26 protein-coding genes and 1 other RNA gene are annotated in these 25,919 nt (G+C 53.4%); 19 read left to right on the forward strand and 8 right to left on the reverse strand.

Going from position 1 to position 25,919, the window contains the following annotated elements:
* Positions 1–89: 89 nt before the first annotated feature.
* From PQR63_RS03905 to PQR63_RS03915, 3 genes are all read right to left on the reverse strand, one after another.
* Entirely contained in the window at positions 90–653 is a 564-nt protein-coding gene (locus PQR63_RS03905) for a putative toxin-antitoxin system toxin component, PIN family (RefSeq protein ID WP_408165802.1), read from the reverse strand.
* Positions 643–933: a hypothetical protein gene (locus PQR63_RS03910; protein WP_408165804.1), complete on the reverse strand. Its 291-nt coding sequence runs from the start codon at positions 931–933 to the stop codon at positions 643–645. The genes PQR63_RS03905 and PQR63_RS03910 overlap by 11 nt, the downstream gene beginning before the upstream one ends.
* A gap of 377 nt (positions 934–1,310) precedes the next feature.
* A complete protein-coding gene (locus PQR63_RS03915) occupies positions 1,311–3,035 on the reverse strand; it encodes a methyl-accepting chemotaxis protein (RefSeq protein ID WP_408165805.1) in 1,725 nt (574 codons plus the stop codon).
* A gap of 399 nt (positions 3,036–3,434) precedes the next feature.
* Here PQR63_RS03915 and yaaA point away from each other — a divergent pair, with 399 nt between their 5' ends.
* The gene (gene yaaA, locus PQR63_RS03920) at positions 3,435–4,211 is read left to right on the forward strand and encodes a peroxide stress protein YaaA (protein WP_408165807.1); all 777 of its coding nucleotides are present in this window, start codon (positions 3,435–3,437) and stop codon (positions 4,209–4,211) included.
* 122 nt (positions 4,212–4,333) lie between these two features.
* Here yaaA and PQR63_RS03925 read toward each other — a convergent pair whose 3' ends face one another.
* Both PQR63_RS03925 and PQR63_RS03930 read right to left on the reverse strand, forming a co-directional pair.
* The gene (locus PQR63_RS03925; RefSeq protein WP_459251783.1) at positions 4,334–6,043 is read right to left on the reverse strand and encodes a methyl-accepting chemotaxis protein; all 1,710 of its coding nucleotides are present in this window, start codon (positions 6,041–6,043) and stop codon (positions 4,334–4,336) included.
* Positions 6,044–6,354: 311 nt separating this feature from the next.
* A complete protein-coding gene (locus PQR63_RS03930; protein ID WP_408165811.1) occupies positions 6,355–7,158 on the reverse strand; it encodes an outer membrane protein assembly factor BamD in 804 nt (267 codons plus the stop codon).
* Positions 7,159–7,221: 63 nt separating this feature from the next.
* On the opposite strand from PQR63_RS03930, the gene PQR63_RS03935 reads away from it, so the two are divergent.
* Together PQR63_RS03935 and pgeF are read left to right on the forward strand one after the other, a co-directional pair.
* Positions 7,222–8,280, forward strand: a complete 1,059-nt coding sequence (locus PQR63_RS03935; RefSeq protein WP_408165813.1) for an RluA family pseudouridine synthase — start codon at positions 7,222–7,224, stop codon at positions 8,278–8,280.
* 4 nt (positions 8,281–8,284) lie between these two features.
* Positions 8,285–9,034: a peptidoglycan editing factor PgeF gene (gene pgeF / locus PQR63_RS03940; RefSeq protein ID WP_408165815.1), complete on the forward strand. Its 750-nt coding sequence runs from the start codon at positions 8,285–8,287 to the stop codon at positions 9,032–9,034.
* Positions 9,035–9,044: 10 nt separating this feature from the next.
* Here pgeF and PQR63_RS03945 read toward each other — a convergent pair whose 3' ends face one another.
* Entirely contained in the window at positions 9,045–9,938 is an 894-nt protein-coding gene (locus PQR63_RS03945) for a LysR family transcriptional regulator (RefSeq protein WP_408165817.1), read from the reverse strand.
* Between the two features lie 129 nt (positions 9,939–10,067).
* Between PQR63_RS03945 and PQR63_RS03950 the strand changes: the two genes are divergently transcribed.
* Positions 10,068–10,835 (forward strand): sulfite exporter TauE/SafE family protein, encoded by a 768-nt coding sequence (locus tag PQR63_RS03950; RefSeq protein WP_408165819.1) that lies wholly within the window; start codon positions 10,068–10,070, stop codon positions 10,833–10,835.
* A 14-nt stretch (positions 10,836–10,849) separates the two neighbouring features.
* The gene (locus PQR63_RS03955) at positions 10,850–11,086 is read left to right on the forward strand and encodes a hypothetical protein (RefSeq protein WP_408165821.1); all 237 of its coding nucleotides are present in this window, start codon (positions 10,850–10,852) and stop codon (positions 11,084–11,086) included.
* Between the two features lie 189 nt (positions 11,087–11,275).
* On the opposite strand, the gene PQR63_RS03960 is transcribed toward PQR63_RS03955, so the two are convergent.
* Positions 11,276–11,521, reverse strand: a complete 246-nt coding sequence (locus tag PQR63_RS03960; RefSeq protein ID WP_094563370.1) for a hypothetical protein — start codon at positions 11,519–11,521, stop codon at positions 11,276–11,278.
* Between the two features lie 58 nt (positions 11,522–11,579).
* Here PQR63_RS03960 and phaC point away from each other — a divergent pair, with 58 nt between their 5' ends.
* The gene (gene phaC / locus PQR63_RS03965) at positions 11,580–13,316 is read left to right on the forward strand and encodes a class I poly(R)-hydroxyalkanoic acid synthase (protein ID WP_408165823.1); all 1,737 of its coding nucleotides are present in this window, start codon (positions 11,580–11,582) and stop codon (positions 13,314–13,316) included.
* Positions 13,317–13,453: 137 nt separating this feature from the next.
* Entirely contained in the window at positions 13,454–14,194 is a 741-nt protein-coding gene (locus tag PQR63_RS03970; RefSeq protein ID WP_408165825.1) for a 3-ketoacyl-ACP reductase, read from the forward strand.
* A gap of 53 nt (positions 14,195–14,247) precedes the next feature.
* On the opposite strand, the gene PQR63_RS03975 is transcribed toward PQR63_RS03970, so the two are convergent.
* A non-coding RNA gene (locus tag PQR63_RS03975) (sX9 sRNA) lies at positions 14,248–14,322 on the reverse strand.
* Between the two features lie 191 nt (positions 14,323–14,513).
* Here PQR63_RS03975 and phaR point away from each other — a divergent pair.
* The 12 genes from phaR (at position 14,514) to cheA (ending at position 25,908) form a co-directional block, all read left to right on the forward strand.
* Positions 14,514–15,071, forward strand: a complete 558-nt coding sequence (phaR, locus tag PQR63_RS03980) for a polyhydroxyalkanoate synthesis repressor PhaR (protein ID WP_007876444.1) — start codon at positions 14,514–14,516, stop codon at positions 15,069–15,071.
* 98 nt (positions 15,072–15,169) lie between these two features.
* Entirely contained in the window at positions 15,170–16,546 is a 1,377-nt protein-coding gene (rimO, locus tag PQR63_RS03985; protein ID WP_408165827.1) for a 30S ribosomal protein S12 methylthiotransferase RimO, read from the forward strand.
* 8 nt (positions 16,547–16,554) lie between these two features.
* The gene (locus PQR63_RS03990; protein ID WP_408165829.1) at positions 16,555–16,965 is read left to right on the forward strand and encodes a hypothetical protein; all 411 of its coding nucleotides are present in this window, start codon (positions 16,555–16,557) and stop codon (positions 16,963–16,965) included.
* Between the two features lie 77 nt (positions 16,966–17,042).
* Entirely contained in the window at positions 17,043–18,215 is a 1,173-nt protein-coding gene (locus tag PQR63_RS03995; protein ID WP_408165831.1) for a cystathionine beta-lyase, read from the forward strand.
* Positions 18,216–18,727: 512 nt separating this feature from the next.
* The gene (gene flhD / locus PQR63_RS04000) at positions 18,728–19,045 is read left to right on the forward strand and encodes a flagellar transcriptional regulator FlhD (RefSeq protein WP_007876449.1); all 318 of its coding nucleotides are present in this window, start codon (positions 18,728–18,730) and stop codon (positions 19,043–19,045) included.
* A 129-nt stretch (positions 19,046–19,174) separates the two neighbouring features.
* Positions 19,175–19,762 carry a flagellar transcriptional regulator FlhC gene (gene flhC / locus PQR63_RS04005; protein WP_408165834.1) on the forward strand — a complete coding sequence of 196 codons (588 nt, stop codon included), beginning with the start codon at positions 19,175–19,177 and terminating at the stop codon, positions 19,760–19,762.
* A gap of 63 nt (positions 19,763–19,825) precedes the next feature.
* Positions 19,826–20,602: a class I SAM-dependent methyltransferase gene (locus PQR63_RS04010; protein WP_408165835.1), complete on the forward strand. Its 777-nt coding sequence runs from the start codon at positions 19,826–19,828 to the stop codon at positions 20,600–20,602.
* Positions 20,603–20,777: 175 nt separating this feature from the next.
* Positions 20,778–21,638 carry a flagellar motor stator protein MotA gene (motA, locus tag PQR63_RS04015; RefSeq protein WP_094563378.1) on the forward strand — a complete coding sequence of 287 codons (861 nt, stop codon included), beginning with the start codon at positions 20,778–20,780 and terminating at the stop codon, positions 21,636–21,638.
* 33 nt (positions 21,639–21,671) lie between these two features.
* The gene (motB, locus tag PQR63_RS04020) at positions 21,672–22,604 is read left to right on the forward strand and encodes a flagellar motor protein MotB (protein WP_408165837.1); all 933 of its coding nucleotides are present in this window, start codon (positions 21,672–21,674) and stop codon (positions 22,602–22,604) included.
* 43 nt (positions 22,605–22,647) lie between these two features.
* Positions 22,648–23,202 carry a chemotaxis protein gene (locus tag PQR63_RS04025; protein ID WP_408165839.1) on the forward strand — a complete coding sequence of 185 codons (555 nt, stop codon included), beginning with the start codon at positions 22,648–22,650 and terminating at the stop codon, positions 23,200–23,202.
* A gap of 152 nt (positions 23,203–23,354) precedes the next feature.
* Positions 23,355–23,720, forward strand: a complete 366-nt coding sequence (locus tag PQR63_RS04030; RefSeq protein ID WP_007876463.1) for a response regulator — start codon at positions 23,355–23,357, stop codon at positions 23,718–23,720.
* 55 nt (positions 23,721–23,775) lie between these two features.
* Positions 23,776–25,908: a chemotaxis protein CheA gene (cheA, locus tag PQR63_RS04035; RefSeq protein WP_408165841.1), complete on the forward strand. Its 2,133-nt coding sequence runs from the start codon at positions 23,776–23,778 to the stop codon at positions 25,906–25,908.
* Positions 25,909–25,919: the final 11 nt, after the last annotated feature.

A 25,919-nucleotide genomic window follows, 5' to 3' on the forward strand; every position in this document is an offset into this window, starting at 1 on the left:
GGCATTTTAGCCGGATTTGGGGCGCTGTTCCGACTTGGTGCATGGCTTGCCGGTACGGTTGTTCTACGATCCCGCTTTTGTACCGCCGCTTATGGCGATGCCGCTTGCATACTGCCGGTTGCGAGGGTGGCGTGCCAGGTTTGCGGCGTCATGATGGCGAACATGTTCTTGCGGGCAGTCTTTTTCGCCAGTTTGAGCAGGGCCTTGTCCTTGGTAATGAGCACATTGGCCTCGGCCTGCAGTGACAACTCCAGGAATTTCTGATCATCGGGGTCGGTGCAGATCGGCAGGCCGAAGGTGTTGACGGCTGCGTTCGGCAGGCAGGTAATCAGCCGGTCAAACTCGGCGCGAATGCCCGGCTTGTCGTCCTCCGTGAGCGGCAGGTGAGGGTAGTTGAGCACCACCAGCCATTCCATGCGGCAGTCTTCGCGGGTGACGGCATGGACTTCCTTGTTTTCCATCGCCTGCAGCAAGGCCGTCCAGCGAGGATCGCGAAAAACGAAGAGATCCAGACAAACATTGGTGTCGAGGACGATGCGAGGCGTCTTGCCTGCATCTACATCTGCGTTGGCAAGGGAGGTAAAAGCAGAGGCAGAGGTCAGGGGAGCTGTGCCGCCCGAAGATGTGCTGCTTGTTTCTGTACTAATTGTCAAAACCGCGTGCTTTCGTAGGATCTGTCTGGCCGGCGGGGGCGTTCAGGTCATTGCCTGCATCGAGGACGTCGTAGCCCTGATCGCTGACGCGCCAGAATTGATGAATGTCGACCGCCACCAGACCGCGATCATGCAGCAGCCGCAGATGATGCAGAATCAGCTCCGGCGGGGTGTTTTGGGCAGCTAGATTGCTTTGGATCTTTTCAACATCGCCATAAGACGTGCCGAATGAGGACAGCGTTTTAAGGATATCCGCCATCAATGATTTGTCGCGTTTCATATCTCCTCCAGTGTGTCGGGTTGTGCAGGGAATTTTCGTCAACACACTTCGCTGCCTGTTATCGTTTTCACACGGTTCACGCGTCGTGAACGGTTTGTGTTGAGATAAACAGGTGATGCAAACTGGCGAGGTGCTGTTGCTTTCTTCCTTACGCTTTGTCTAAGCGATTCCTGCATTGTTCCATAGCCAAATACTAATCTATGTATGCAGCATCTGCTTAACTAGACGCATCATCTTGGTTATCGGCTATTTATTGGCTATCTTCAATCGTGTATTGATGGATGACGGCAAGAATGAGGTCGGCAAAAAAAGACCGCACTGAATTGCATGCGGTCTTGTGTCTCAGCCTGAAACGCGGCAATGACGGAGGACTGGAATCAGAACTGCTCCCAGGAGCCGCCGTCATCCGCTGTGGGTTGTTTGATCTGACGCGGCGCTTGCGGAGCAGGTGCATTTGCACTTGCTGCGAGCCTGGCGGGTGGGGCAGCCTTCACTGTTGGTGTCATGGGTCTGCTTGCTGCAGGTTTGGCGGACGGGCTAGCCTTGACGTGTGTGCTGTCGAGTTTGAAGACACTGACGACTTCCGCCAGTTTCGCGGCTTGGTCCTGTAAAGATTGTGCGGCCGCAGCAGCTTCTTCCACCAAAGCTGCATTTTGCTGGGTCACTTCGTCCATCTGCGTAATGGCTTGATTGACTTCGCCGATGCCGGTGCTTTGCTCCTGGCTGGCGGCACTGATCTCGCCGACGATATCGGTAACACGCTTGACGCTGCTGACGACCTCGCTCATGGTTGAGCCGGCCTGAGCGACCAACTTGCTGCCGTTGTCGACTTTTTCCACCGAATCGTCAATCAGGGCTTTGATTTCTTTGGCTGCGCTGGCCGAACGTTGCGCCAAGCTGCGCACTTCCGATGCCACCACGGCAAAGCCGCGGCCTTGCTCGCCGGCGCGAGCGGCTTCGACGGCGGCGTTCAGTGCGAGGATGTTGGTCTGGAAGGCGATGCCATCAATGACGCTGATGATGTCGACGATCTTTTTGGAAGAGTCGTTGATGGATCCCATGGTGCTGACCACTTGCTCGACCACACTGCCGCCCTGGATCGCCACTTCGGAAGCGGAGACCGCAAGTTGGTTTGCCTGGCGCGCATTGTCTGCATTTTGCTTGACGGTGGAGGTGAGCTCTTCCATCGACGAGGCGGTTTCTTCCAACGAGCTGGCTTGCTGTTCGGTGCGACTGGAGAGGTCAAGGTTGCCGACTGCGATTTCGTTCGAGGCGGTGGCAATGGTGTCGGTGCCTTGGCGAACCTGGCTGACGATCTTGAAGAGGCTGTCGTTCATCGCTTTGAGCGAGGTCATCAACTGGCCGGTTTCGTCTTTGCTGGCCGGATGGATGTCTGCGGTGAGGTCGCCATCGGCAACGCGTTGGGCGACATCGACGGCCTGGCGCAGCGGGGTGGAAACGATGCGTGCCACCCAAATCGCCATCAGCATGCCGATGACGATGCAGCCGGCAAGCATGGCGACGATCAGGATCCGCGAAGAACGGTAGGTGTTTTCGGCAGCGTCATCAGCACCCTTGGCGCCTTCCTGATTGACCGACACCAGTTTGTCGGCATTGGCAAACATGGCGAGATAAATTGGTGTGGCCTCTTTCACGATAACGTCGCGTGCCTCCTCGTTCTTGTTGGCCCGCGACAGTTCAAGGATTCTTTTCTGCAGAGTGAGGAAAGCATCAAGATTCTTCACGAACTGCGGGAAGACGACTTTCTCAGCGTCGGTATCAACAAGTTTTTCATAGTCCGCCAGCTTCTTCTTGATGGCCGGGACCATGTCGTCGAGCAGTTTTTCATTGCTGACGAAATCTTCTTCCTTACTCGATAGTACGTGCTGTAACTGCACCGTGCGAATACGCACCAGCAGCACTTTCAGCTCAAGAGAGGTGGTGACGCTGGGCATCCAGTTGGTTGCGATGTCAGTCGATGCCTGATTGACCTTGCCGAGCTGGATGATGGAGAAAATACCGAGCGTCGTGGTCAACGCGAGGACGAGGATGAACGAGATCAACAGCTTTCTGGAAATACGCAAATCGTAGAACCACTTCATAGAGCCTCCCTGTCAGTGAATGTCGCGGCTTGCTTCGATGGAGCAATGCAATTCCTGATGCTTTGTTGTGCAGCAAATCTGGGAGCGGCTGGGCTTGATTGCTCTGATTATGTGCCCCATACCGCGTATGACCGTGAACGACTATTCTAAGAATAAGTTTGGAAGGCGGGAGAATTACTTTTGGCTTTGGTGAATTAGCAACACTTCCTTGTTGCTAGCGAGGGATAACGGCTGATGGCGTTCTATAGCCTGTTTTTGCTGGCGCAATTGAGCTGGAATTGAGTTGTAATTTAGCTTCAAAGCGGCTGTTTTGCACCGCTTTGATGCCTCTTTGGGGGCCAGTAAGACGGAGCGCGCCGGTTTCGGTATCATAACGAAAAATTCAAACGGATCTCTTCCATGCTTATCGTTTTATCCCCCGCAAAATCCCTCGATTACGACACCCCCCCAACAACCGACCTGCATACCAAGCCTGATTTCATCGCTCGCTCGGCCGAGCTGATTGACGTATTGAAAGAAAAGTCGCCTGCGCAGATTTCCACGTTAATGGGTATTTCCGACCAGTTGGCTGCCTTGAACGTCGAGCGCTATGCGTCCTGGTCGCGCAAGTTCACGATCAAAAACAGCAAACAGGCTGTGCTGGCGTTTAACGGTGACGTGTACGAAGGCCTGGATGCTGCTTCGCTTTCCGTCAAGCAACTTGACTATGTGCAAACGCATGTGCGTATCTTGTCAGGCCTTTACGGTGCGTTGCGTCCGCTTGATCTGATGCAGCCGTATCGCCTGGAAATGGGTACCAAGTTGCCAAATTCGCACGGCAAGGACTTGTATGCGTTTTGGGGCGAGGACGTTACCAAGGCGCTCAATACCGAGCTGGCGCAGCACAAGTCAAAGGTGCTGGTGAATCTGGCATCGGAAGAGTATTTCAAAGTGGTCAAGCCGAAGGTACTCGACGCCAAGGTGATCTCCCCGGTCTTTGAAGACTGGAAGGGCGGCAAGTACAAGATCATTTCCTTCTATGCCAAACGTGCGCGCGGTCTGATGGCGCGCTATGCAGCGCTCAAAGGTATTAATCAGCCAGAGAAGTTGAAGAATTTCGACATCGATGGCTACGCGTTCGATGAGTCGGTGTCGAGCGAAACATCGTGGGTATTTCGCCGCCGCGTTGCCGACTGAGTCTGAACCGATTTTTTGCGATAGAAAGACCGCGCCGATGCTGACATCGAGCGCGGTTTTTTAATGTGCATGAGGAAACCGGTAGTGAACGGATGATGAGCAGGTTGAGCGGGTAAGGCCTGTCAGAACTGTTCCCAGCTGTTGCCATCGCTGTCGTTGTGAGAAGAAGTCGCCGCCGGCGATTTTTTTGGTGTTGTCGATATTTTCGCCGGCGTCTGCTTTGGTTTTTGCATTACAGGGCGGATCGGCGGACGCGACGTCGGCGGGACTGATGCAGTCTGTATCTGATCGAGTTTAAAGACGTCGACCACTTTTGCAAGTGTCGATGCCTGGTCTTGAAGAGATTGCGCTGCTGCCGCAGCTTCTTCCACCAAGGCGGCATTCTGTTGAGTGACTTCATCCATTTGAGCGATGCTTTGATTCACTTGCTCAATACGGCTGCTTTGGCTGCGGCTTGCGAGTGTAATTTCGCCAACGATGTCCGTGACGCGTTTGACACTGCTGACGACTTCACTCATGGTTGTGCCCGCCTGACCGACCAGCTCGCTCCCGACGCCGACTTTGTTTACTGAGTCGTCGATCAGGGCTTTGATCTCTTTGGCGGCATTGGCGGAGCGTTGCGCCAGGCTGCGGACTTCCGAGGCTACGACAGCAAAGCCGCGGCCTTGTTCGCCGGCCCGGGCGGCTTCTACTGCGGCATTGAGCGCCAGGATATTGGTCTGGAACGCAATGCCGTCGATAACACTGATGATGTCGACAATTTTTCTGGAAGAAGTGTCGATGGACTCCATGGTTTCAATCACCCGCGCCACCACGCTGCCGCCGCGAACCGCGATGTCCGATGCCGACATGGCCAACTGGTTGGCTTGATGTGCGTTGTCGGCATTTTGTTTGACCGTGACAGTCAATTCGCTCATGGAGGATGCCGTATGCTGCAGTGAGGATGCCTGCTGTTCAGTGCGCGTGGAGAGGTCGAGGTTGCCACTTGCAATTTCACTGGAGGCGTTGGCAATGGTGCCAGTTCCTTTATGAACACGGCTGACGATGTCAATCAGGCCATCTGCCATGGACTGAAGCGCAATCGTCAATTGCCCCGTTTCATCTTTGCTGCCGGAATGGATTTTGGTCGTCAGATCACCCCCGGCAATCGCGCGTGCGAAATTCACTGCCTGCTGTAGCGGTCGCACCACCATGCGTGATACCCACAGCGCCATCATGATACCAAGCACAATACAGACGGCCAGCATCGAAATGATCATGATGCGGGAGGAGTCGAAGATCGTTTGTGCTTTTTTACCGGCACGAACACTGTCTGAAATATTGGAAGAGACCAAGCGATCTGCCTCGGCCAGGCTTTGAAAATAAAGCGGATTGAACTCGTTAAGTTGCACGTCGCGTGCTTCAGTCTGTTTACCGGCACGCGACAAGGCGGTGATTTTCTTTTGGGCAGCTTGTATCAGGTTGAATTTCTGTATCAGTGTGGCTAGTGCTTGTTTTTCCATTTCTTCGAAGGCCAACGGGCCGAAATCGACGAATAGCTGTTTTAGAGCGTCGTTTTGTTCATTGAGCATTTTCTCGTTGTAGAGAAAGTCTTTTTCAGTCGCCGACAGGATATGTTGCAGTTGAATGGCGCGTATACGAGAGAGGGTGACCTTGAGCTGTAAGGTCGTGCTGACACTCGGTAGCGAATTTGTCGAGATGTCGACCGAGGATTGATTGACGCGAACCAACTGGGTCAAGGAGAACACGCCGAGTGTTGAGGTCAACACCAGAACGAGCGCGAAGGAAATTAATAATTTCCAGGTAATTGGCAAGTCGTAAAACCATCTCATGTTGCAGTCCTCCTGAAGTACATTGAAAAGGCATTGCAGCCAAATCGGGTGCAATGTTTTTCAGGAGAAATGCGAGAGTTTTAGCAATTTGTGACTACATAAATCGCTTATTTTGACTTTGTATTGTAGGGAGATGTAGCGGAATTCGGTTCGTATTTTTCTAAAATACAACGTTGTTTTAAAAATAAGATTGTTGCAACAACGGAAGGGAACGGCGTCGGACGTTTTCGAGAGACGGAAAATATTGAGACCCAACAAAAAAGCCTCGCAGGGCGAGGCTTTTCTTGATCGTACGTGGCGTATAAATCGGATTACCAGATCTTCCACCAAGGCTTGGCTTTGACATCCTTTGGGCCGCCTGTGTAATACGGGCTGTTTGGATAGGTCGCCTGGATCACGCGCTCGGTGTCGTCGCGCAGTTGTTTCTGTCCCATTGCTTCGTAGGAGCGCATCATAATGAACAGTGCTTCTTCGACTGCAGGTGAATCAGGGTAATCCTTGATCGCAGACTGGGAACGATTGACTGCCGAAACGTAGGCACCGCGACGATAGTAGTACTTCGCGACGTGGACGTCATATTGCGCCATTGCATTAACCAGATACTTCATGCGGGCCATTGCATCAGGCGTATAGGTGCTGTCAGGGAAGCGTTCCGCCAGCAGCTTGAACGAGTCAAACGCATCGCGCACGGCCTTGGGGTCGCGCTCGGTGTTGTCCTGATCGGTGAAGGTGTCGAAAATACTGGTGCGGTCGTTGAAGTTGATCAAGCCGCGCAGGTAGTACATGTAGTCGACGTTAGGATGATTTGGATGCAGTTTGATGAAGCGGTCAACTGCTGCCAGACCTTGCGGCTGATCATTCAGACGGTAGTAAGCGTAGGCAATATCCATCTGCGCTTGCTGCGCATAAGTGCCGAACGGATAGCGCGATTCGAGTTTCTCGAAGTACTTGATTGACTTCTCGTAACCGCCGGCGGTCAGTTCATCCTTGGCTTCCGAGTATAATTTGGACGCGGACCACCCAACCGTCTCGTCTTTTTGTTCAGGCAGCAAGCCGCATGCGGACAAAGACAGGACGAATGCGACGGTAAGCAACTTCAATAAGATTTTTTGCATGACGTATGAGCAGTTTGAGCGGGTGCAAAGAAACAAGAAATTTCAATCCACTGATTATAGCTGATGTCACGTACCACTCCCCCTAAGGTTGTAAAAGCTTTTACAACCGAACCTATCGAAACAGACGTGGGAGATGACGCGCTCGACGAAATCGTCGACGACGTTGCAGAAGGCAACGAACCAATTACCCTCAAGCTGACCGACGACGACTGCGGAAGCCGGCTCGACAAGGTCGTGTCGGCGCTTGTGCCTCAATATTCAAGAAGCCGTATCCAGCAATGGATTGAAGCCGGTTTTGTGACTGTGGACGGCAAACCTGCCCGTACCAAAATGACCGTGCTGGGTGACGAAGTCGTTGTCATTACACCCCAGGCCGCACCGGAAGACACAGCCTTTCAGCCGGAGGCCATGGACTTGGACATCGTGCATGAAGACAAGGCGATTCTGGTCGTCAACAAGCCTGCCGGACTGGTGGTTCATCCCGCAGCAGGCAATTGGTCGGGCACGCTTCTTAACGGTTTATTACATCATTTTCCCGCTTTGGGCGGAGTGCCGCGCGCCGGCATCGTTCATCGGCTGGACAAGGACACCAGCGGTTTGATGGTGGTCGCCAAGACTTTGGCGGCGCAGACCGACCTGGTGCGCCAGTTGCAGGCGCGTACCGTCAAGCGCCGCTATCTGGCGCTGGTCTGGGGCACGCCGCAGCTATCCGGCACCATCGATGGCGCCATGGCCCGTCACCCGCGCGATCGTATCAAGATGGCCGTATCGGAAAGCATGAGCGCCAAGCCGGCCATCACCCACTATCAACGCGTTGCCGTGGGCGCACTGGATGGCCGTGCGGTCAGTCTGATGCATTGCCAGCTGGAAACAGGGCGTACACATCAGATTCGCGTGCACATGCAGTCGCTGGGTTTTGCTCTGGTTGGCGACGCGCTGTATGGCAAGACGCATCTGATGCCGTTCTTCCCGCGTCAGGCGCTGCAGGCTTGGCGACTCGGGCTGGTGCATCCGACCAGCGGCAAGGCATGCCAGTGGGAAGTCACGTTGCCGGAAGATTTCACCGAGCTGCTCGGTCGTGCCGGCATTGATATCGATGCCCTCAAGACCTTGGACGAGTAATTCTATGGAGCTGCTGATTCCGGACTGGAGCGATCGGCCTGACAATGTCGGCGCGCTGACTACCTTGCGCCAGGGCGGCGCAAGTCTGGGGCCGTATGATGACGGGCAGGGCGGTGGCGGACTGAATCTGGGCGTACACGTTCAGGATGACCCAGACCGTGTTGCTCATAATCGCCGTTTGCTGCGCAGTATTTTGCCGTCGGAGCCGGCTTGGCTGACGCAAGTGCATGGCGTGAATGTCGCCGATGCGGCCGACGTTCATGGCGCACCGGAGGCAGATGCCTGTGTGGCAACGCAGGCTGGCGTCGTTTGCGCGATGATGACGGCCGACTGTTTGCCCGTATTGTTCTGCGATGTGGCCGGTAAGGTCGTCGGCTCTGCTCACGCAGGCTGGCGTGGTTTGGCCTCAGGCGTGCTGGAGCGTACGGTGGGCGCTATGCGTCAACGTGGCGCTGCAGAAATCCTGGCCTGGCTTGGTCCGGCCATTGGTCCGGAAAAATTTGAAGTGGGACAAGACGTCGTTGATGCTTTTGTCTCGCATGACGCGGTCAGTCGCAGCGCCTTTGTCGCGATTGCGGGCCGTGAAGGGAAATTCCTTGCCGATATTTATCAGCTAGCCCGGTTGCGACTGGGGCAGGCAGGCGTCACACGCGTGTCTGGCGGTGGTTTTTGTACAGTTAGCGACACGCGGTTTTATTCGTATCGCCGTGACAAAGTGACGGGGCGGATGGCCTCGCTGATCTGGCTTCGATAATTGCTCAGGCTTATGTTTGTCGCTGCAATTGTTCCAGCAATTGCCGGGTGTGGCCCGGCAGTTCCGCTTCATTTCTGACGCAAATCAATAATTGACGCTTGGCCCAGGCATCGCTGAGCGGGATGCACTTGATTGCCATCGTCTTCTGACAGCGCAATGCCGCCGTGGCGGGAAGAACGCCAATCCCGACCTCACGCTCTACCATGCGGCAGATGCCATCAAAGCTGCGCAGGCGTACGCGGTATTGCAACCGTTTTCCGGTGCGGATCGCATGTCCGGAAAGATGCTCTTGCAAGGCGCTACCGCCGCTTAATCCGACAAAATTTTCCTCCACGATTTCAGCGAATGGCAGTTGTTTTCTGCGGGCCAGAGCATGCTTGCGCGGCATCACAACCATCAGGTTATCTTCGCGAAACGGCATCGTTTGCAAATGCCCCGTATCCACCGAGTCGGCAACGATGCCGATATCAGCAATGCCATCAATGATCGCTTGTACGATTTCATGACTGAGGCGCTCTTCCAGATCGATATCAATGTAAGGGTTTTGCGCAAGGAAGGTACCCAGTGTTTCGGGCAAAAATTCGCTAATGGCAGCCGTGTTGCCCAGAAGGCGAATGTGGCCTTTGAGGCCATGCGCGTATTCGCTGAGCTCATCGCGCATCTTGTCCATTTGCTGGAGTACGCAACGTGCGTGATGCTGTAACGCGCGGCCGGCATCGGTCAATTGGACACCGCGTCGGTCACGCGTCAGAAGCGCAACGCCGAGTGCATCTTCCATCCCCCGAACGCGGGCGCTTGCTGACGCCAATGCAAGATGTGACCGCCCGGCGCCTGCGGTGATGCTGCCGGTTTCGGCGACATGCAAAAAAAGACGCAGATCGTTCAGGTCGAGGCGAGTGCTCATCGGGTTCGCTATCCGTATAAAAATCATTAGGGCAATCAGCCTCCGGCACAGCCGAAGGCTGACTCAGTGTATTCCAGATTTTCGGTGGTGACGATAGCTGGCAGACTACGGCTATCTAACGGAGGCGCAATGCAAACAACCCTGTCTTTTGATGCCGCACACCTCATGCTGTTGTCGGCAGTCACGGCCATTTTCTTATTGGCTGGCTTTGTCAAAGGTGTCGTCGGTCTGGGTCTTCCGACAGTTGCGGTCGGCCTGCTGGGCTTGTTCATGCCGCCGGTACAGGCGGCGGCGTTGCTGATCGTGCCGTCGCTGGTCACCAATGTCTGGCAGTTGTTGGCGGGCGGGCGCTTTGTCTGGTTGCTGCGCCGGCTCTGGTTGATGCTCATCGGTATCGTCGTCGGGACTTTGCTGGGAACGCGCTGGATTTCCGGTGACAATAGCGGACAGGCGACGGCCGCCTTGGGTGCGGCGCTGATTGTCTATGCAATATTGGGATTGGCGGCGGTCAAGTTTTCCGTGCCTGCGAGTACGGAAAAATGGCTGTCTCCAGTCATCGGTCTGGCAACCGGATTGGTCACAGCGGCGACAGCGGTTTTTGTCATCCCGGCAGTACCCTATCTGCAGGCATTGCATCTGGAGAAGGATGAGTTGATCCAGGCGCTCGGCTTGTCATTTACCGTGTCGACCATTGCCATGGCTGCGGGCCTGGCTCAAGGCGGTGCGCTGCAAATGACGGACGCAGCAGTTTCACTGATGGCTTTGGTGCCGGCCTTGGGCGGCATGTTCATCGGCCAGTGGCTGAGAGGGAAAATTTCGGCTGTGCTGTTTCGCCGCTGTTTCTTTGTTGGTTTGTTGCTTCTGGGTTTGCATCTCACATCTCATTTTTGGCTGTGACTTTGGGTATGACTATGGCGCAGGCATCCCTGCAAAATGATGTGGAGTTTGATATCGAAGAACAGGAGGAGGGAATACGGATTTACGCCAGAAAGGGTGAACAGATAGTAGGCGCGCTTGCGGCAGAATTCTGCGGAAGCTATCTGGCGATTTCGCTGATCTATATCGTGCCAACCTGGCGCCATATGAAAATAGATGAAGCACTGCAAACAAAGTTTTTTGGTTGCCTCGAAACCTGTTCAGAAAGATGAGCGTCCCAACTACTCAGATGAACGCGGGCGCTACTGAAGTGGACACCTTAGTGAATAGGCTGATAAGCGCAAATAATCACAAGAGCAAACGTTGCGCAGAAATTTCGAAACTCTTCTATTGGCGGCTTCTCGCCGCCATGTAATTCTCGCAACCCATTGATGACATCGCCAGAGAGGGGATTTTGCGATTCAGGACTCGCTTTTGTTTTCGGCAATCGACTCGCCGATCGGCCCCTGTCTTGCGTCTTGCGAGGCTTTCAATTTTTCCTTCATTTGACGATTCCGCTTGCGTTGCGGTGTACCCATCAGGTATAAAACAATTGTCAAAGGAAATACGCCGTACAGGAAAAACGTCCCGATTCCAGCAATGGCGGACTGTTCGGTGATCGACATCATGAAGACGACATATAACCAAGCGATTGCGACGATATACATTGTGGTTTCTGGCCTGAGCGACAAACCGTAACAATACGCGAAAATTGTAGAAGCGAGCATGAATAAGCATAACGCGCAAAATGCGCAGAATGTCCCTCCCGTCTTTTCAGCGTGGCTAAATCAGTTGTCTGATTCCAAGGTATGGCAGTCGTGGCCGATGCCAGCTGCGCCGCTCGATACGCAGTCGATCCAGTCAAAGCTGACCGAACTGGGCGCCACGCTTGATCCCGCCGACGTACTTCGCTTACAGCAGGATTATGCTGATCAGTTTGCCGGGTTATGGCAGACGGTGATGAGCTCTAAAGTACCTTCCATTTCTGACCGGCGCATGTCCGCGCCGGCTTGGCAATCCAATCCGTTTTTCGCATTTCAGGCTGCAGCTTATCAACTCAACGCGCGCTTTCTGACGTCGTTGGTTGATGCTGTGCAGTCGACGGACAAGGTCAAACAGAAGCTTCGTTTTGCAGTGCAGCAAATGATCGATGCGCTGTCGCCGGCGAACTTCCTTGCGACCAATCCGGAGGCCCAGCAAAAGATCCTTGATACCAATGGCGAAAGTCTGACACGCGGGATTGCGCAGCTTTTTACCGATCTGCAAAAAGGCCGGGTCTCGCAAACGGATGAAACCGCGTTCGAAGTTGGCAAGGATGTGGCGACGACTGAAGGTTCGGTGGTGTTTGAGAATGCGCTGTTTCAGCTCATCCAATACAAGCCTCTGACCAAAACGGTGCATGCGCGTCCGCTGTTGATCGTACCGCCTTGCATCAACAAGTTTTATATCCTTGATCTGCAACCGCAAAACTCGCTGGTACGATATGCGGTGGAGCAGGGCAACACCGTCTTTCTCGTTTCCTGGCGCAATGCGGATGCCACGCTGGAAACGACCACGTGGGATCAATACGTCGACGATGCCGTCGTGCGCGCGATTCATGTGGTTCAGGAAATTTCTGGACAAGACCAGATCAATGCGCTGGGTTTCTGCGTTGGCGGCACTATCCTTTCTTGCGCGTTGGCAGTGCTTGCTGCGCGTGGAGAAGAGCCGGTCGCAAGTCTGACTTTGCTGACGGCATTTCTCAATTTTCTGGATACCGGAGCGATCGACGTGTATATCGACGACGTCCAGATTCAGATGCGCGAACAAATGATAGGGAAGAGCGGACTGATGTCCGGGCGTGATTTCGCGACGGCCTTTTCCAGTCTCCGTCCCAACGATTTGCTCTGGAATTACGTCGAGTCGAATTACCTCAAAGGTGAGACGCCGCAGGCCTTCGATCTGTTGTACTGGAATGCCGACAGCACCAATCTGCCCGGCCCGATGTTCTGCTACTACCTGCGCCACATGTATCTGGAAAACGCGCTCAAGGATCCGGGCAAGTTGACCATCGCCGGCGAGAAGATTGACCTCTACAAGCTCAACGTGCCATCGTTCATTTACGCATCGCGCGAAGATCATATTGTGCCGTGGGCCTCGGCTTACGCGTCGACGGCGATCCTGAATTCAAAAAAGCCCGCCAACAACCGTTTCGTGCTGGGTGCGTCCGGTCATATCGCCGGCGTAATCAATCCACCGTCAAAGAACAAGCGCAGCTACTGGACTAACGACAAGATCGGCGCCGATCCTGACGCATGGTTCGCCGGCGCCAAAGAACATCCGGGAAGTTGGTGGACGGAATGGTCGACCTTCCTCGCCAAGCATGCTGGCAAGCAAATTGCAGCACCGAAAAACGCAGGCAATGCGAAACACAAAGTGATTGAACCGGCTCCAGGGAGGTACGTCAAAGTCAGATCAGAATGAAAGACCCTGAAAGTTCAACAATAAAGAGGATGCGGTTTCATAAAGACAGCTGCATGAGCGAAGCAAGAGAAAACGCGAAATAGCAGATGTCGTCATCCTCCGAAGTTATCCACCCGACACAAATTAGGAGGCAGGACATGGTTAAGCGAATTGCATATGTGACAGGCGGCATGGGTGGTATCGGTAGCCCAATTTGTGCACGTCTGTGCAAAGACGGCTATACAGTGGTGGCCGGTTGCGGCCCCAACTCGACCCGCAAGGACAAATGGCTGGCCTCCATGCGTGAACAAGGTTTTGACATCCACGCATCGGAAGGCAACGTCGCCGATTGGGAATCGACCAAAGCAGCTTTTGAAAAAGTCCGCGCCGAAATCGGTGAAGTCGACATTTTGGTCAACAACGCCGGCATCACGCGTGACGGCCAGTTTCGCAAGATGAGCAAGTCCGACTGGGACGCCGTCATCGACACGAACCTGAACTCGCTCTTTAACGTGACCAAGCAGGTCATCGAAGGCATGGTCGATCGCGGTTGGGGTCGTATCATCAACATTTCTTCCGTCAATGGGCAAAAGGGCCAGTTCGGTCAGACCAACTATTCGACGGCCAAAGCCGGTATTCATGGTTTTACCATGGCGTTGGCGCAGGAAGTCGCGACCAAGGGCGTGACGGTCAATACCGTGTCGCCAGGCTATGTCGGTACCGACATGGTGCGAGCCATCCGTCCTGAAGTTCTTGAAAAAATCGTGGCGGGCATTCCGGTCAAACGCCTGGCTGAGCCGGAAGAAATCGCTTCGATTGTTGCCTGGATTGCATCGCAGGAAGGTGGCTACGCCACCGGTTCTGATTTTTCGCTGAACGGCGGTTTGCACATGGGTTAAGTTTGTCCGGACGGCGGGTCGCCTGATTCGCTGTTCTTGTTGGGGACAAAACCTGTCCACGATCTGTAGCGAGAGGTCATGAGCCGGCGGTGGTCGGAGCGCAGGAACCGGAATGTACTTGAGTACATGAGGATTCCGAGCACCTCCCGGCATCGGCTCATGGCCTCGCAGTAAGATCGTGGGCAGGTTTAAGGGAAACTGCGTACTTCGTACTTGTATGCATACGTGGTTTCCCGCCTATAATGCGATACGCCGACGGGTCGACATCAATACAATAATACGATCCCGTTTAATAGCTGAAAACAGACTGGAATTTCAGATGACAAGTGCAAAAAACTCTGCAGAGCGTTTAATTAAAAAATACCCTAATCGCCGCCTGTACGATACTCAAACAAGTTCTTACATTACCTTGACCGACGTGAAGCAATTGGTTCTCGACAACGAAGAATTCGCGGTCGTTGATGCCAAGAACGGGGACGATCTGACGCGCAGCATCTTGCTGCAAATCATACTGGAAGAGGAGTCGCACGGTGCGCCGATGTTCTCCAGCGCCGCGCTGTCCCAGATCATTCGTTACTATGGCCATGCCATGCAAGGGATGATGGGATCGTATCTGGAGAAGAATATCCAGGCTTTTATCGACATTCAGAACAAGTTGGCGGAAAACTCCAAGGGTTTTTATGAAGGCAAGCCTTTCAGCCCTGAAATGTGGACCCAGTTCATGAATGTGCAGGGCCCGATGATGCAAGGGATGATGAGCAACTACATCGAACAGAGCAAGAGCCTGTTCATCCAGATGCAGGAGCAAATGCAAAGCCAGACTAAAAACATGTTTGGCACATTCCCCTTTGTCCCGACTGATCCGGGCAAGAAGTAGACATTCTGTCAAGGTGGACGGGCCGTTTTACGGCCGGTCTGCCTATCCAAGGGTACAATAGCGGCTTCGTCTGAATCCAGCTTTTACGCCCGTCTATCATGTCCAATGTTTCTTCCGTCGTACCCCCGGTTGCCCCCAAGGTCGGCTTCGTTTCGCTCGGCTGCCCCAAAGCCCTCGTGGACTCCGAACAAATCCTGACGCAATTGCGTGCCGAAGGCTACGATACCGCCAAGTCCTATGATGGCGCGGATCTGGTCATCGTCAATACCTGTGGCTTTATCGATGCCGCAGTTCAGGAGTCTCTCGACGCCATCGGCGAAGCATTGAGCGAAAACGGCAGGGTCATCGTGACCGGTTGCCTGGGCGCCAAGAAGGATGGCCATGGCGATGATCTGATCCAGAAGATTCACCCTAAGGTGCTGGAAGTCACCGGCCCTCATGCCGTCGGTGAAGTCATGCAGGCGGTACACAAGCATCTGCCCAAGCCGCATGCTCCTTTCATCGATCTGGTTCCGGCCCAAGGCGTCAAGCTGACGCCGAAGCATTTTGCCTATCTCAAGATTTCCGAAGGCTGCAATCATCGCTGCAGTTTCTGCATCATCCCGTCCATGCGCGGCGATCTGGTGTCGCGTCCGATTGCTGACATCATGCTGGAAGCTGAAAACCTGTTCAAAGCAGGCGTGAAGGAATTGCTCGTCATTTCCCAAGACACCAGCGCTTATGGCGTCGATGTGAAGTTCCGCATGGGTTTCTGGAACGGCAAGCCGGTCAAGACGCACATGACGCAGCTGGTCGAGGCACTCGGCGAACTGGCGCGCCAATATGGCGCATGGGTTCGCTTGCACTACGTTTATCCCTATCCGCACGTTGACCAGATCATTCCGTTCATGGCTCAAGGTCATGTGTTGCCTTATCTTGATGTCCCTCTGCAGCACGCGCATCCCGATGTGCTCAAGCGCATGAAGCGCCCGGCCAGCGGCGAAAAGAATATCGAGCGCATCCAGGCCTGGCGCAAGATGTGCCCGGATCTGACGATTCGCTCGACCTTCATCGCCGGTTTCCCTGGTGAAACGGAAGAGGAATTCGAGTATCTGCTCGATTTCCTGAAAGAAGCGGAAATCGATCGTCTTGGTTGCTTTGCCTATTCTCCAGTAGAGGGCGCAACGGCTAATTTGCTCGATAATCCGGTGCCGGAAGAAGTACGCGAAGAACGCCGCGGGCGTGTCATGCAATTGCAGGAAGAAATTTCCAAGAAGCGCCTGCAAGCCAAGGTCGGAAAGACTTTGCGCGTGCTGATCGATGAAGTTGACCGCAATGGCGGCGTTGGCCGTTCTTATGCCGATGCGCCGGAAATCGATGGCGTTGTGTACGTCAAGCCGCCCTTCGAGCCGCACAAGAAGCTGGTCGTCGGCGAGTTTGTCGACGTGGTAGTGACCGCTGCCGATGCGCACGATTTGTGGGCGGCGGCGCAATGAAGGTTGGTGTGCTGAAGTTATTGTTGCCGTTGGTGTTACTGATTTCCACCGCATCGTCCGATGCGCAACAGTCGGGCGGCGCAACCATGGCGGTCGTGCCTGGAAGCTTGGAGGATATCGTCCGCAAGCCGATCGTGCTGCGCGGTACCCTGGGTGACGACAAGATTCAACTCAGCCTGCGTCCCAAGGTGGATGAGGATGGACTGGAAGGGCAGTACTTCATCTTTGGACAGGGATCACAGATCCTGTTGGCCGGCGAAGTCGATCAGAACGATTTGATGATGGAAGAATCCCATAACGGCAAAGACGTTTCGGGCCAATGGGAAGGTAATTTCAAGAATGGTGTCTTGAGCGGAACCTGGTCAACACTGGATGGATCGGTTACCAAACCGTTTTCCCTGAAGACCGGCGTGCAATAAATCTTGTACGATCCCTGTTCGATCTCAAGAAATTAAAAACAGTCAAAAAAAGCAACCCGAGGCAACTGAGGTAATTCGTGGCAGAAAAACTCTCTCCGCAGACAGCGCTGGTGCACAGCGCTTACGTTCCCCCCGAAAATTTTGGCGCACTGCCGGTCGGTATCCATCATGCATCGACCGTACTTTTTCCGAATGTCGCCGCAATGCGCGCGCGTAACTGGAAAGAGAAAAGCGGCTACACCTACGGCCTGCATGGCACGCCAACGACATTCACGCTGGAAGCGCGATTGGCTGAGATCGAAGGTGGTCGCCACTGCCGGATTGCACCGAGCGGCCTCGCGGCAATCTCACTGGTGAATTTTGCACTCCTTAAAACCGGCGATGACGTTCTGCTGCCGGATAACGTCTATGGTCCCAACAAGGATCAGGCGATGTGGCTGGAACGCGACTTCGGCGTGACGGCGCGTTTTTACGATCCACTCATCGGCGCCGGCATTACTGATCTGATTCAAGACAATACTCGTTTGATCTGGACGGAAGCACCAGGCTCAGTATCCATGGAGGTTTCCGACGTGCCTGCGATTTGCAAGGCCGCGCATGCCAAGGGGGTGCCGGTAGCGTTGGACAATACCTGGTCGGCCGGTCTGGCATTCCCAGCCTTTGAGCACGGTGTGGATATCGTGATGCAAGCACTGACCAAGTATCAGTCGGGCGGCTCCGACGTGCTCATGGGAGCGGTCATCACGAATGATGACGATATTAATCACAAGATCGAGCTGGCGCACATGCGGATCGGTTTTGGCGTCGGTATGGATGACGTCTATATGGTCTTGCGCAGTCTCTCCTCGATGCGCCTACGCTTCGATGCTCATGATGCCGCCGCGCGCCGTATCGCAAGCTGGCTTAAACAGCGTCCTGAAATTAGCAAGGTCTTGCATCCCGCGTTGCCGGATTGTCCGGGCCACGATATCTGGTTGCGAGATTTCTCTGGAGCGGGGGGCTTATTTTCTGTGACGTTCGACCCGCGCTTCAGCGAAGAGCAGATTGACCGTTTCGTCGATGGCCTGCGCCTGTTCAAGATCGGCTTCAGCTGGGGTGGCGCGCATAGCTTATGTGTTCCGTATCGCATGCAGACCATGCGCAAAACCTGGGCAGAGCAGGGGGGACTGGTTCGTTTTAATGTTGGTCTGGAAACCGTCGAAGATCTGATTGCAGATATCGAGCAAAGCCTGAATAAGATGGCTGCGTAGTCATCTGAAGTTGCCGGTGCGAGCGCGATTGGTTGAAAAGTCGGCAATTTGTAGCTTTACCGAAAGCTGCGAAGCCTCAGGAATCCGTAATAAATTGTAAAATTCGGATATTCTTCGCGCGTTTCTTGTTACAAGCCTGTTACATGGAGTGTTATTCGCGGTTCTTGTAGTCGCTTGCGGACAACAAAGTAGGAAAACGCGCCGATTTTTAAATGTAAAAAATATTAGTATAAATTCAATTTTTACTCTAATTTCTTTGCGGAAATTTTTTTTGCGGTCACGGTGCCGATCAAGCTAAGAGCTAATGCCAGCATAGGCTTTGGAAAAAATTCTTGATTTTATGAAAATTTTTGCAGTGTTTTTGTAGGACAAAGTCCTACTTGTCACGTAGGTCGTTACCGACGAAAAATACCGACAATCACTAATTTCCCGCCTTTCCCCGCCCCCTCAGAATCAGCCTTACCGGTAAGAAAAAGTAACCGGTTGTAAATTGATTTTGAGCGGGGGTGCAAATGAATACCAATGACATGATGGCGGAAATTCGGGATGCAAATCTGAGTTATTTGATGTTGGCTCAGCAAATGATTCGTTCTGACAAGGCTACAGCCATATTCCGTCTTGGTATCAGCGATGAAATCGCCGATATGATCCAAGGCTTGAGTAATGCTCAAATCCTCAAGCTCGCGGGCACCAACATGATGTTGACCCGCTTTCGTTTCGACGACGGCGCGATCCTCGGTATGCTGACCAACTACAACAAAGATAAAGGGCTGGCGCAATCTCACGCCGCCATTCTCATGGCTTGTCAGCCAGTCGAACAAATTTCCTGACGCAATTCGCATTCTTCGTGGTATGTTGGGGTTGTGTGGTCAACCCGGGAGAGTGGCTCGGCGTTGATTGTTCGAAGTCGAGTTAGTAGGTTGATCAGGTTGTAGTGAAAAAAATATCGGGGGTTGTTCATGGCTAAGAAGAGCGTGATAACAGAGGCGCAAGAGATTCAATTGGCGATTGAGCTGATCAATCTTGGTGCGCGTCTTCAATTGCTGGAGTCTGAAACCTCCTTGTCGCGTGAGCGTCTCCTCAAACTCTACAAAGAGTTGAAGGGTGTATCGCCGCCAAAGGGGATGCTGCCTTTTTCGACGGACTGGTTCATCACCTGGCAGCCGAACATTCATTCCTCGTTGTTCATCAATATTCATAAGTACCTTGTCGGGTACGCCAAGATTTCCGGTATCGAAGCAGTCATGAAGGCCTATAAGCTCTATCTTGAGCAGGCTGGTCAAGTTGCTGAAGGCGATGAATCCGTGTTGTCGCTGACACGTGCCTGGACACTGGTGCGCTTTTTTGAAAGCAAGATGCTGACGACAACGCCTTGCAGCAAATGCGGCGGTCATTTCGTTGTGCATCGTCTGGATTTGCATCAGGATTATCTGTGCGGGCTGTGCCATATGCCTTCGCGTGCAGGCAAGACAAAGAAGGCCAAGGACGCGATTGCGATTGCTGCTCCGATGGTTGAAGCACTGCCGATGGTGGCTGCGCTCGCCTGAGTCTGAATTCCGGTTTTATCGTCGTAAAATAGTCGGCTTTAATGTGAGGGCTTGGAGGCCGATATGGAGTCGGGGCAGCGCAGATCTCTGCTGCAGGCGCCCGCTGTACAAGCTTTAATCGTTTTATGCGCAGCCTTGGTGTTGGCGCTGCTGATCCGGCAGGTCAGTGAGCACACCTTCGGCGTTGACGTTACTCCCATTCCTTTTGCTGTTTTGCACGGTGCGTTGGCGGCTGGTATTGCCTACGCCCGTCGCATGGCGTCCTGGTGGATGCCGATTCTCTTCTTTTTTCCACCTGCTGCGGTACTGGTCAATTCACTGCAGTTGCCGCCAGTGCTCTTCCTGGCTATTTTCCTGTTCCTGTTGTTGTTGTTCTGGTCGACCTTTCGTAGCCAGGTACCGTTCTATCCGTCCGGACGTCCGGTGTGGGATGCGGTGGCTGAGTTATTGCCGGCAGATCGACCTCTCAAGGTCATCGATATCGGCAGCGGTTTGGGTGGGGCGGTATTGTATTTATCCCGTGTCAGGTATGACAGCCGCTTTGTCGGAATTGAACTGGCGCCTTTGCCTTGGCTGGTCAGTCACGTACGGGCCTTGTTGACGGGCAGTCGCGGCAGTTTTATCCGCGGTGACTACACCTTGCTGGATTTTGCAGACTACGACGTAATTTTTGCGTATCTGTCGCCTGCCGCAATGACTGCGTTATGGAATAAAGCGAGGGTGGAAATGCGCTCGGGCACGTTGTTGCTGAGCTATGAATTCATCATCGAGGGAGCCAAGCCGACTATCACCGTACAGCCGAAGCAAAACGGCCCGGTTTTATATGGTTGGCATATGTGAAACAAAAAAGAGCTGTGTTACATTCAACTCACGTTATCAAGTTTTTATCTTTGGTGTCGTAATTGAAAATGAAAGCCCTCTTTCGGTCATGTATTCCATCATTTGCTTGAGAAGATTGCATGTAACCTGATAGCAGGTAAAAAACACTGAACGCCACTGGGACGGGAGTAGGCACTTGTTAGTCATAATTGGATATGTGATCGTCATGGCGTCCGTCTTCGGCGGATTTGCAATGGCCGGGGGGCATCTAGGGGCACTCTTTCAACCAATCGAACTGCTGATGATCGGCGGCGCGGCGGGTGGTGCTTTTCTTGTCGGTAACAACAACAAAGCCATCAAGGCAACGCTCAAGGCGCTGCCAACGGTCTTCAAGGGGTCGACTTACACCAAAGCTCTGTACATGGAGCTGATGTCGCTGATGTTCGAAATTCTGACCAAGTCCCGTAAAGAAGGCTTGATGTCAATCGAAGGCGATATCGAAGAACCGGAAGCCAGTCCGATTTTCAGTAAATATCCGGGCGTTCTGGCAGATCATCATCTGATCGAGTTCATGACCGACTATCTGCGGTTGATGGTGTCGGGGAACATGGATGCGTTTCAGATCGAAAATCTGATGGACAACGAAATCGAGACCCATCATCACGAAGGCGAAATTCCCGCACATTGTATTGCCAAGCTCGGCGACGGTATGCCGGCGTTCGGTATCGTGGCGGCGGTGATGGGCGTGGTGCACACGATGGAATCGGTGGGTATCCCGCCATCCGAACTGGGTATGCTGATTGCGCATGCGTTGGTCGGTACCTTCCTCGGTATTCTGCTTGCATACGGCTTTGTGGGTCCCTTGTCGAGCTTGCTGGAGCAAAAGCTCCATGAGTCGACCAAGATCTATCAATGCGTCAAAGTGACTTTGCTCGCCAGCCTGAATGGGTATGCTCCTGCCTTGTCGATCGAATTCGGTCGTAAGGTCCTGTTCTCGACAGAACGTCCTTCCTTCCTCGAGTTGGAAGAGCACGTCAAACAGGCAAAAGGCAAGTAATCCGACATGACCCGTAATCAGCAGGAGTAAGGCATGGCCGACGAAGGGCTACGTCCCATTATTGTTAAACGCATCAAGAAAGGCGGCGGCGGTCATCACGGCGGCGCCTGGAAGATCGCCTACGCCGACTTCGTGACGGCGATGATGGCGTTCTTTCTGCTGATGTGGCTGCTTGGCTCAACCGCCAAGGGCGACCTCAATGGTATCGCCGAATATTTCAAGACTCCTCTCAAAGTAGCTATGGCCGGTGGCTCCGGCAGCGGCGACGCCAATACGGTGTTGCCCGGCGGCGGTAAAGATCTGACGCGCCAGGAAGGCCAATTACGCAAGGGTGAAAATGAAGTCGTCAACAAGCGAAGCGTACGCGCAGCGCAGGCCGAACTCGAAAAAGCTGAGCGCCAGCGTCTCGATGAATTGAAGAAACGCATCGAAACCGCCATCGACAGCAGCCCGACACTGAAGCAATTCAAGAATCAACTGCTAATCGACATTACCTCAGAGGGTTTGCGCATCCAGATCGTGGATGAAAAGAACCGTCCGATGTTTGCCTTGGCCAGTGCGCAATTGCAACCGTACACGCGTGAAATCCTGCGCGAGATCGGCAAAACGCTAAATGACGTGCCTAACAAAATCAGTCTCTCCGGGCATACCGATGCCACGCCCTATTCCAGCGGTGAAAAGGGATACAGCAACTGGGAATTGTCCGCCGACCGCGCGAATGCATCGCGCCGCGAGCTGATTTCCGGTGGCATGGATGAATCCAAGGTACTGCGCGTGGTTGGGTTGTCGTCAGCGGTGCTTTTGGATAAGGAAGATCCTTTCAATCCGATCAACCGTCGCATCAGCATCATCGTCATGAACAAGAAGGCTGAAGAGTTGGTGCAAAACGGTGGGTCGTCATCTCTGGATGTAACGTCCGATTCGGACGTGAAAGATGGTCTCAGCGAACAGCCTGCCAAGAATTAACTGGACTTTAAACACCAGGCCCAATTGAAAAGGAGGGCTTTGCATGTCGACACCTAAAATGCGGCAAGAACTCAAGCGTTTGTTGCTCGATACGGCAAGCGGCGGAAGCAGGCAATTGACGGAAGTCGAGACGGATCTGGTGCAAACCAACATCCTTCTCGGAGAAGCCATCGAGAAGCTGGGATCCAGCTTCATGGAATTGCATACCGCCGTACTTGCGCAACAAAAAGAACTCGAAGTCGTCATGGCCGGCAAGGGCACTTTGTCTGCTGACGATGTCGGCCGCCTCAAGGTGATGCAGGACGAGATCACCGTGCATGTCAATGCAGCAGTTACGGGTCTGCAATTCCAGGATATGACAAGCCAATTGCTGGAGCGGATCGTGCGCCGTGTGATTGGTTTGCGTGATGCGTTGGGCGTGTTGAGCGCCAACAGTTTTGAAATCACTCCAGACAGTTCTCAGTCGATTGAGGAGTTGGAAGGCCTGCTGAAAAACACGGTCGAGTCGATGGAAGAGCGTCTGACAGCGCTCGAAAACGGCTTGTGGAAAACAGTACGGCAAACACGGATGGAGAGCGGCGATATCGAATTGTTTTAATTCAACGCCGCCTCAATATGCATGTTCAGCAAGCTTGATCGATGATCTGAGCAGTAAGCTGAATTTACACGTGTGATAGTAATTTTTGATAATGGATGCGGCATAATGAGTTGGGCAAACTCAGACCCGCAAACAAAGAACAGGGAGTAAAAATGTCTAAAACAATTCTTGCGGTAGACGACTCGGGCTCACTGCGCCAGATGGTGGTGTTCAGCCTGAAGGCAGCCGGCTATCAGGTTACCGAAGCGGTAGACGGGCAAGATGCGCTGGACAAAGCGAAGCTGCAGACGTTCGATCTGGTGTTGACCGATCAGAACATGCCGCGCATGGATGGTCTGACGCTGATTCGCTCCTTGCGCGCACTGACCAGCTATCAACGCGTACCTATCCTCATGCTGACGACAGAGTTCAGCGATGAAATGAAGGCCAAAGGTAAGGCCGCCGGCGCCAATGGCTGGCTGGTAAAGCCTTTCGATCCGCAGCGTTTGACAGAAGTGGTTAAAAAAGTCATCGGCTAGTGTCAATAATTAACGATAAAAAATACACCTAAAGCATCTATGACGGAGCCCAATCATGACCATTGATATGAGCCAGTTTTTCCAGGTGTTTTTCGACGAGGCCGAGGAAGGCCTTGCCGAAATGGAAAAGCTTCTGCTGGCCGTTAATGTGTCGGATCCCGACGACGAAGATCTGAACGCGATCTTTCGTGCGGCCCATTCGATCAAGGGCGGATCAGCTACGTTTGGCCTGACCGACATTACCGAAATAACGCACGTACTCGAATCTTTGCTGGACCGTATTCGCCAAGGGCAGATGGCATTGACCAGTCAGCATGTCGATGCATTTTTGGCGGCAAAGGATATTCTGAAATCCATGCTTGATGGACATCGCCATGGTGCGACCGTCGATCTGGATGCTGTTGCCGATGTTCGTATGCTGCTGCAATCGTTGTCCGCGGGCGCCAGTAAAAAGACGGCTGCGCCACAAGCACTCGTTGGCTCTGGCGGCCTGAGTCGTTATCGTATTGAATTGCCGCAGCTTGCCGAGCGTGAGCTCGAGGCGTTGCAGCAAGAGCTGGGTCTTCTCGGAACTATTGAAAAGACCGAGGCAGAAGAAGGGCGCTGTGTCTTCATGCTGGATACGATTAAAGGCGCCGACAGCATTCATGAAATTTGCTCCTTCCTTGTCAATGCCGACGACCTGAAGATTTCTCAGGCTGTTGCTGCGCGTTCGAAAGAAGAAGAGCAGGGTTATGGGTTCTTTGCCCCATTCGTGCCGCAGGATGCTACCGATGAAGAGCGCGGCTATGGTTTCTTTGCCCCCTTCGTGCCGGTGAACGCGACTGACAAAGAGCGTGGCTATGGTTTCTTCGAGCCTTTTGTGCCGAAAGGTGACGTCGAGCAAGCCAAGCAGGCGGCAGAAACCGCTGCACATGGTGATCACGACGAACCTCCTGCGTTGGCGGTGACTGAACATGCCGGCGAAAAGAAAGCCAAGGGAGAAAAGCCGCCGGTTCACGAATCGTCTTCGATTCGTGTCGGCATCGAAAAGGTGGATCAACTGATCAATCTTGTCGGTGAGCTGGTTATCACACAGGCGATGATCGAGCAGCGTACCGGCAGTCTGGATCCGATGCTGCATGAACATTTGCTGAACAGCGTCAGCCAACTCACACGTAACACTCGTGACCTGCAAGAGTCGGTCATGTCGATACGCATGATGCCGATGGACTACGTGTTCTCACGTTTTCCGCGCATGGTGCGTGATCTTGCTGCCAAGCTCAACAAGCGCGTTGAGTTTGTTACTCACGGCGCTGCGACCGAGCTGGATAAGGGACTGATTGAACGTATCGTCGATCCGCTGACCCATCTGGTGCGCAATAGTATTGACCACGGGATTGAAATTCCCGAAACACGCCTTGCGGCCGGCAAGACCGATTACGGTACTTTATCGCTTTCGGCTGAGCATCAAGGCGGCAATATCATTATCGAAGTGACTGATGACGGCGGTGGATTGAACCGCGAGCGGATTCTGGCCAAGGCCAAGCAGCAAGGCATGGGCGTCTCGGACAATCTGAGCGATAGCGATGTCTGGCAGTTGATTTTTGAGCCGGGTTTCTCCACTGCCGAGCAAGTGACTGACGTATCCGGCCGTGGTGTGGGCATGGACGTGGTCAAACGTAATATTCTGGCCATGGGTGGCGCAGTCGATATTCGCTCCAGCAAGGGTTTTGGTACGACTATTTCCATTTCCTTGCCGCTCACGCTGGCGATTCTGGATGGCATGTCGATTCGCATCGGCCATGAAATCTACATATTGCCGCTTGGATACGTGGTTGAGTCGTTGCAGCCGGCAACCCAGGACGTCAAGGAAATCAGCGGCCAGGGCAAGGTTATCAAGGTTCGCGGTGAATATCTGCCCTTGTTGCCGCTGTATCAGATCTTCAATATCGAATCGACTTTTACCGACCCTTCGCAGGGATTGGTGGTTATTTTGGAATCAGATGGCAAGAAAGCTGCATTATTCGTCGATGATTTGATTGGCCAGCAGCAAATTGTTGTCAAGAACCTGGAATCCAATTATCGTAAGGTTGCAGGGATTTCTGGTGCTACTATTCTGGGTGACGGCGGCGTTGCCTTAATCATAGATGTTGCCGCTTTACTGCGATCAACAAGGCAGTTAAGCGATGAATCCGTATTTTCCTGATTTTTTATAAG

Origin of the sequence: Herbaspirillum rhizosphaerae, assembly GCF_046025915.1 — a bacterium.
GTDB lineage: Bacteria > Pseudomonadota > Gammaproteobacteria > Burkholderiales > Burkholderiaceae_D > Herbaspirillum > Herbaspirillum rhizosphaerae_A.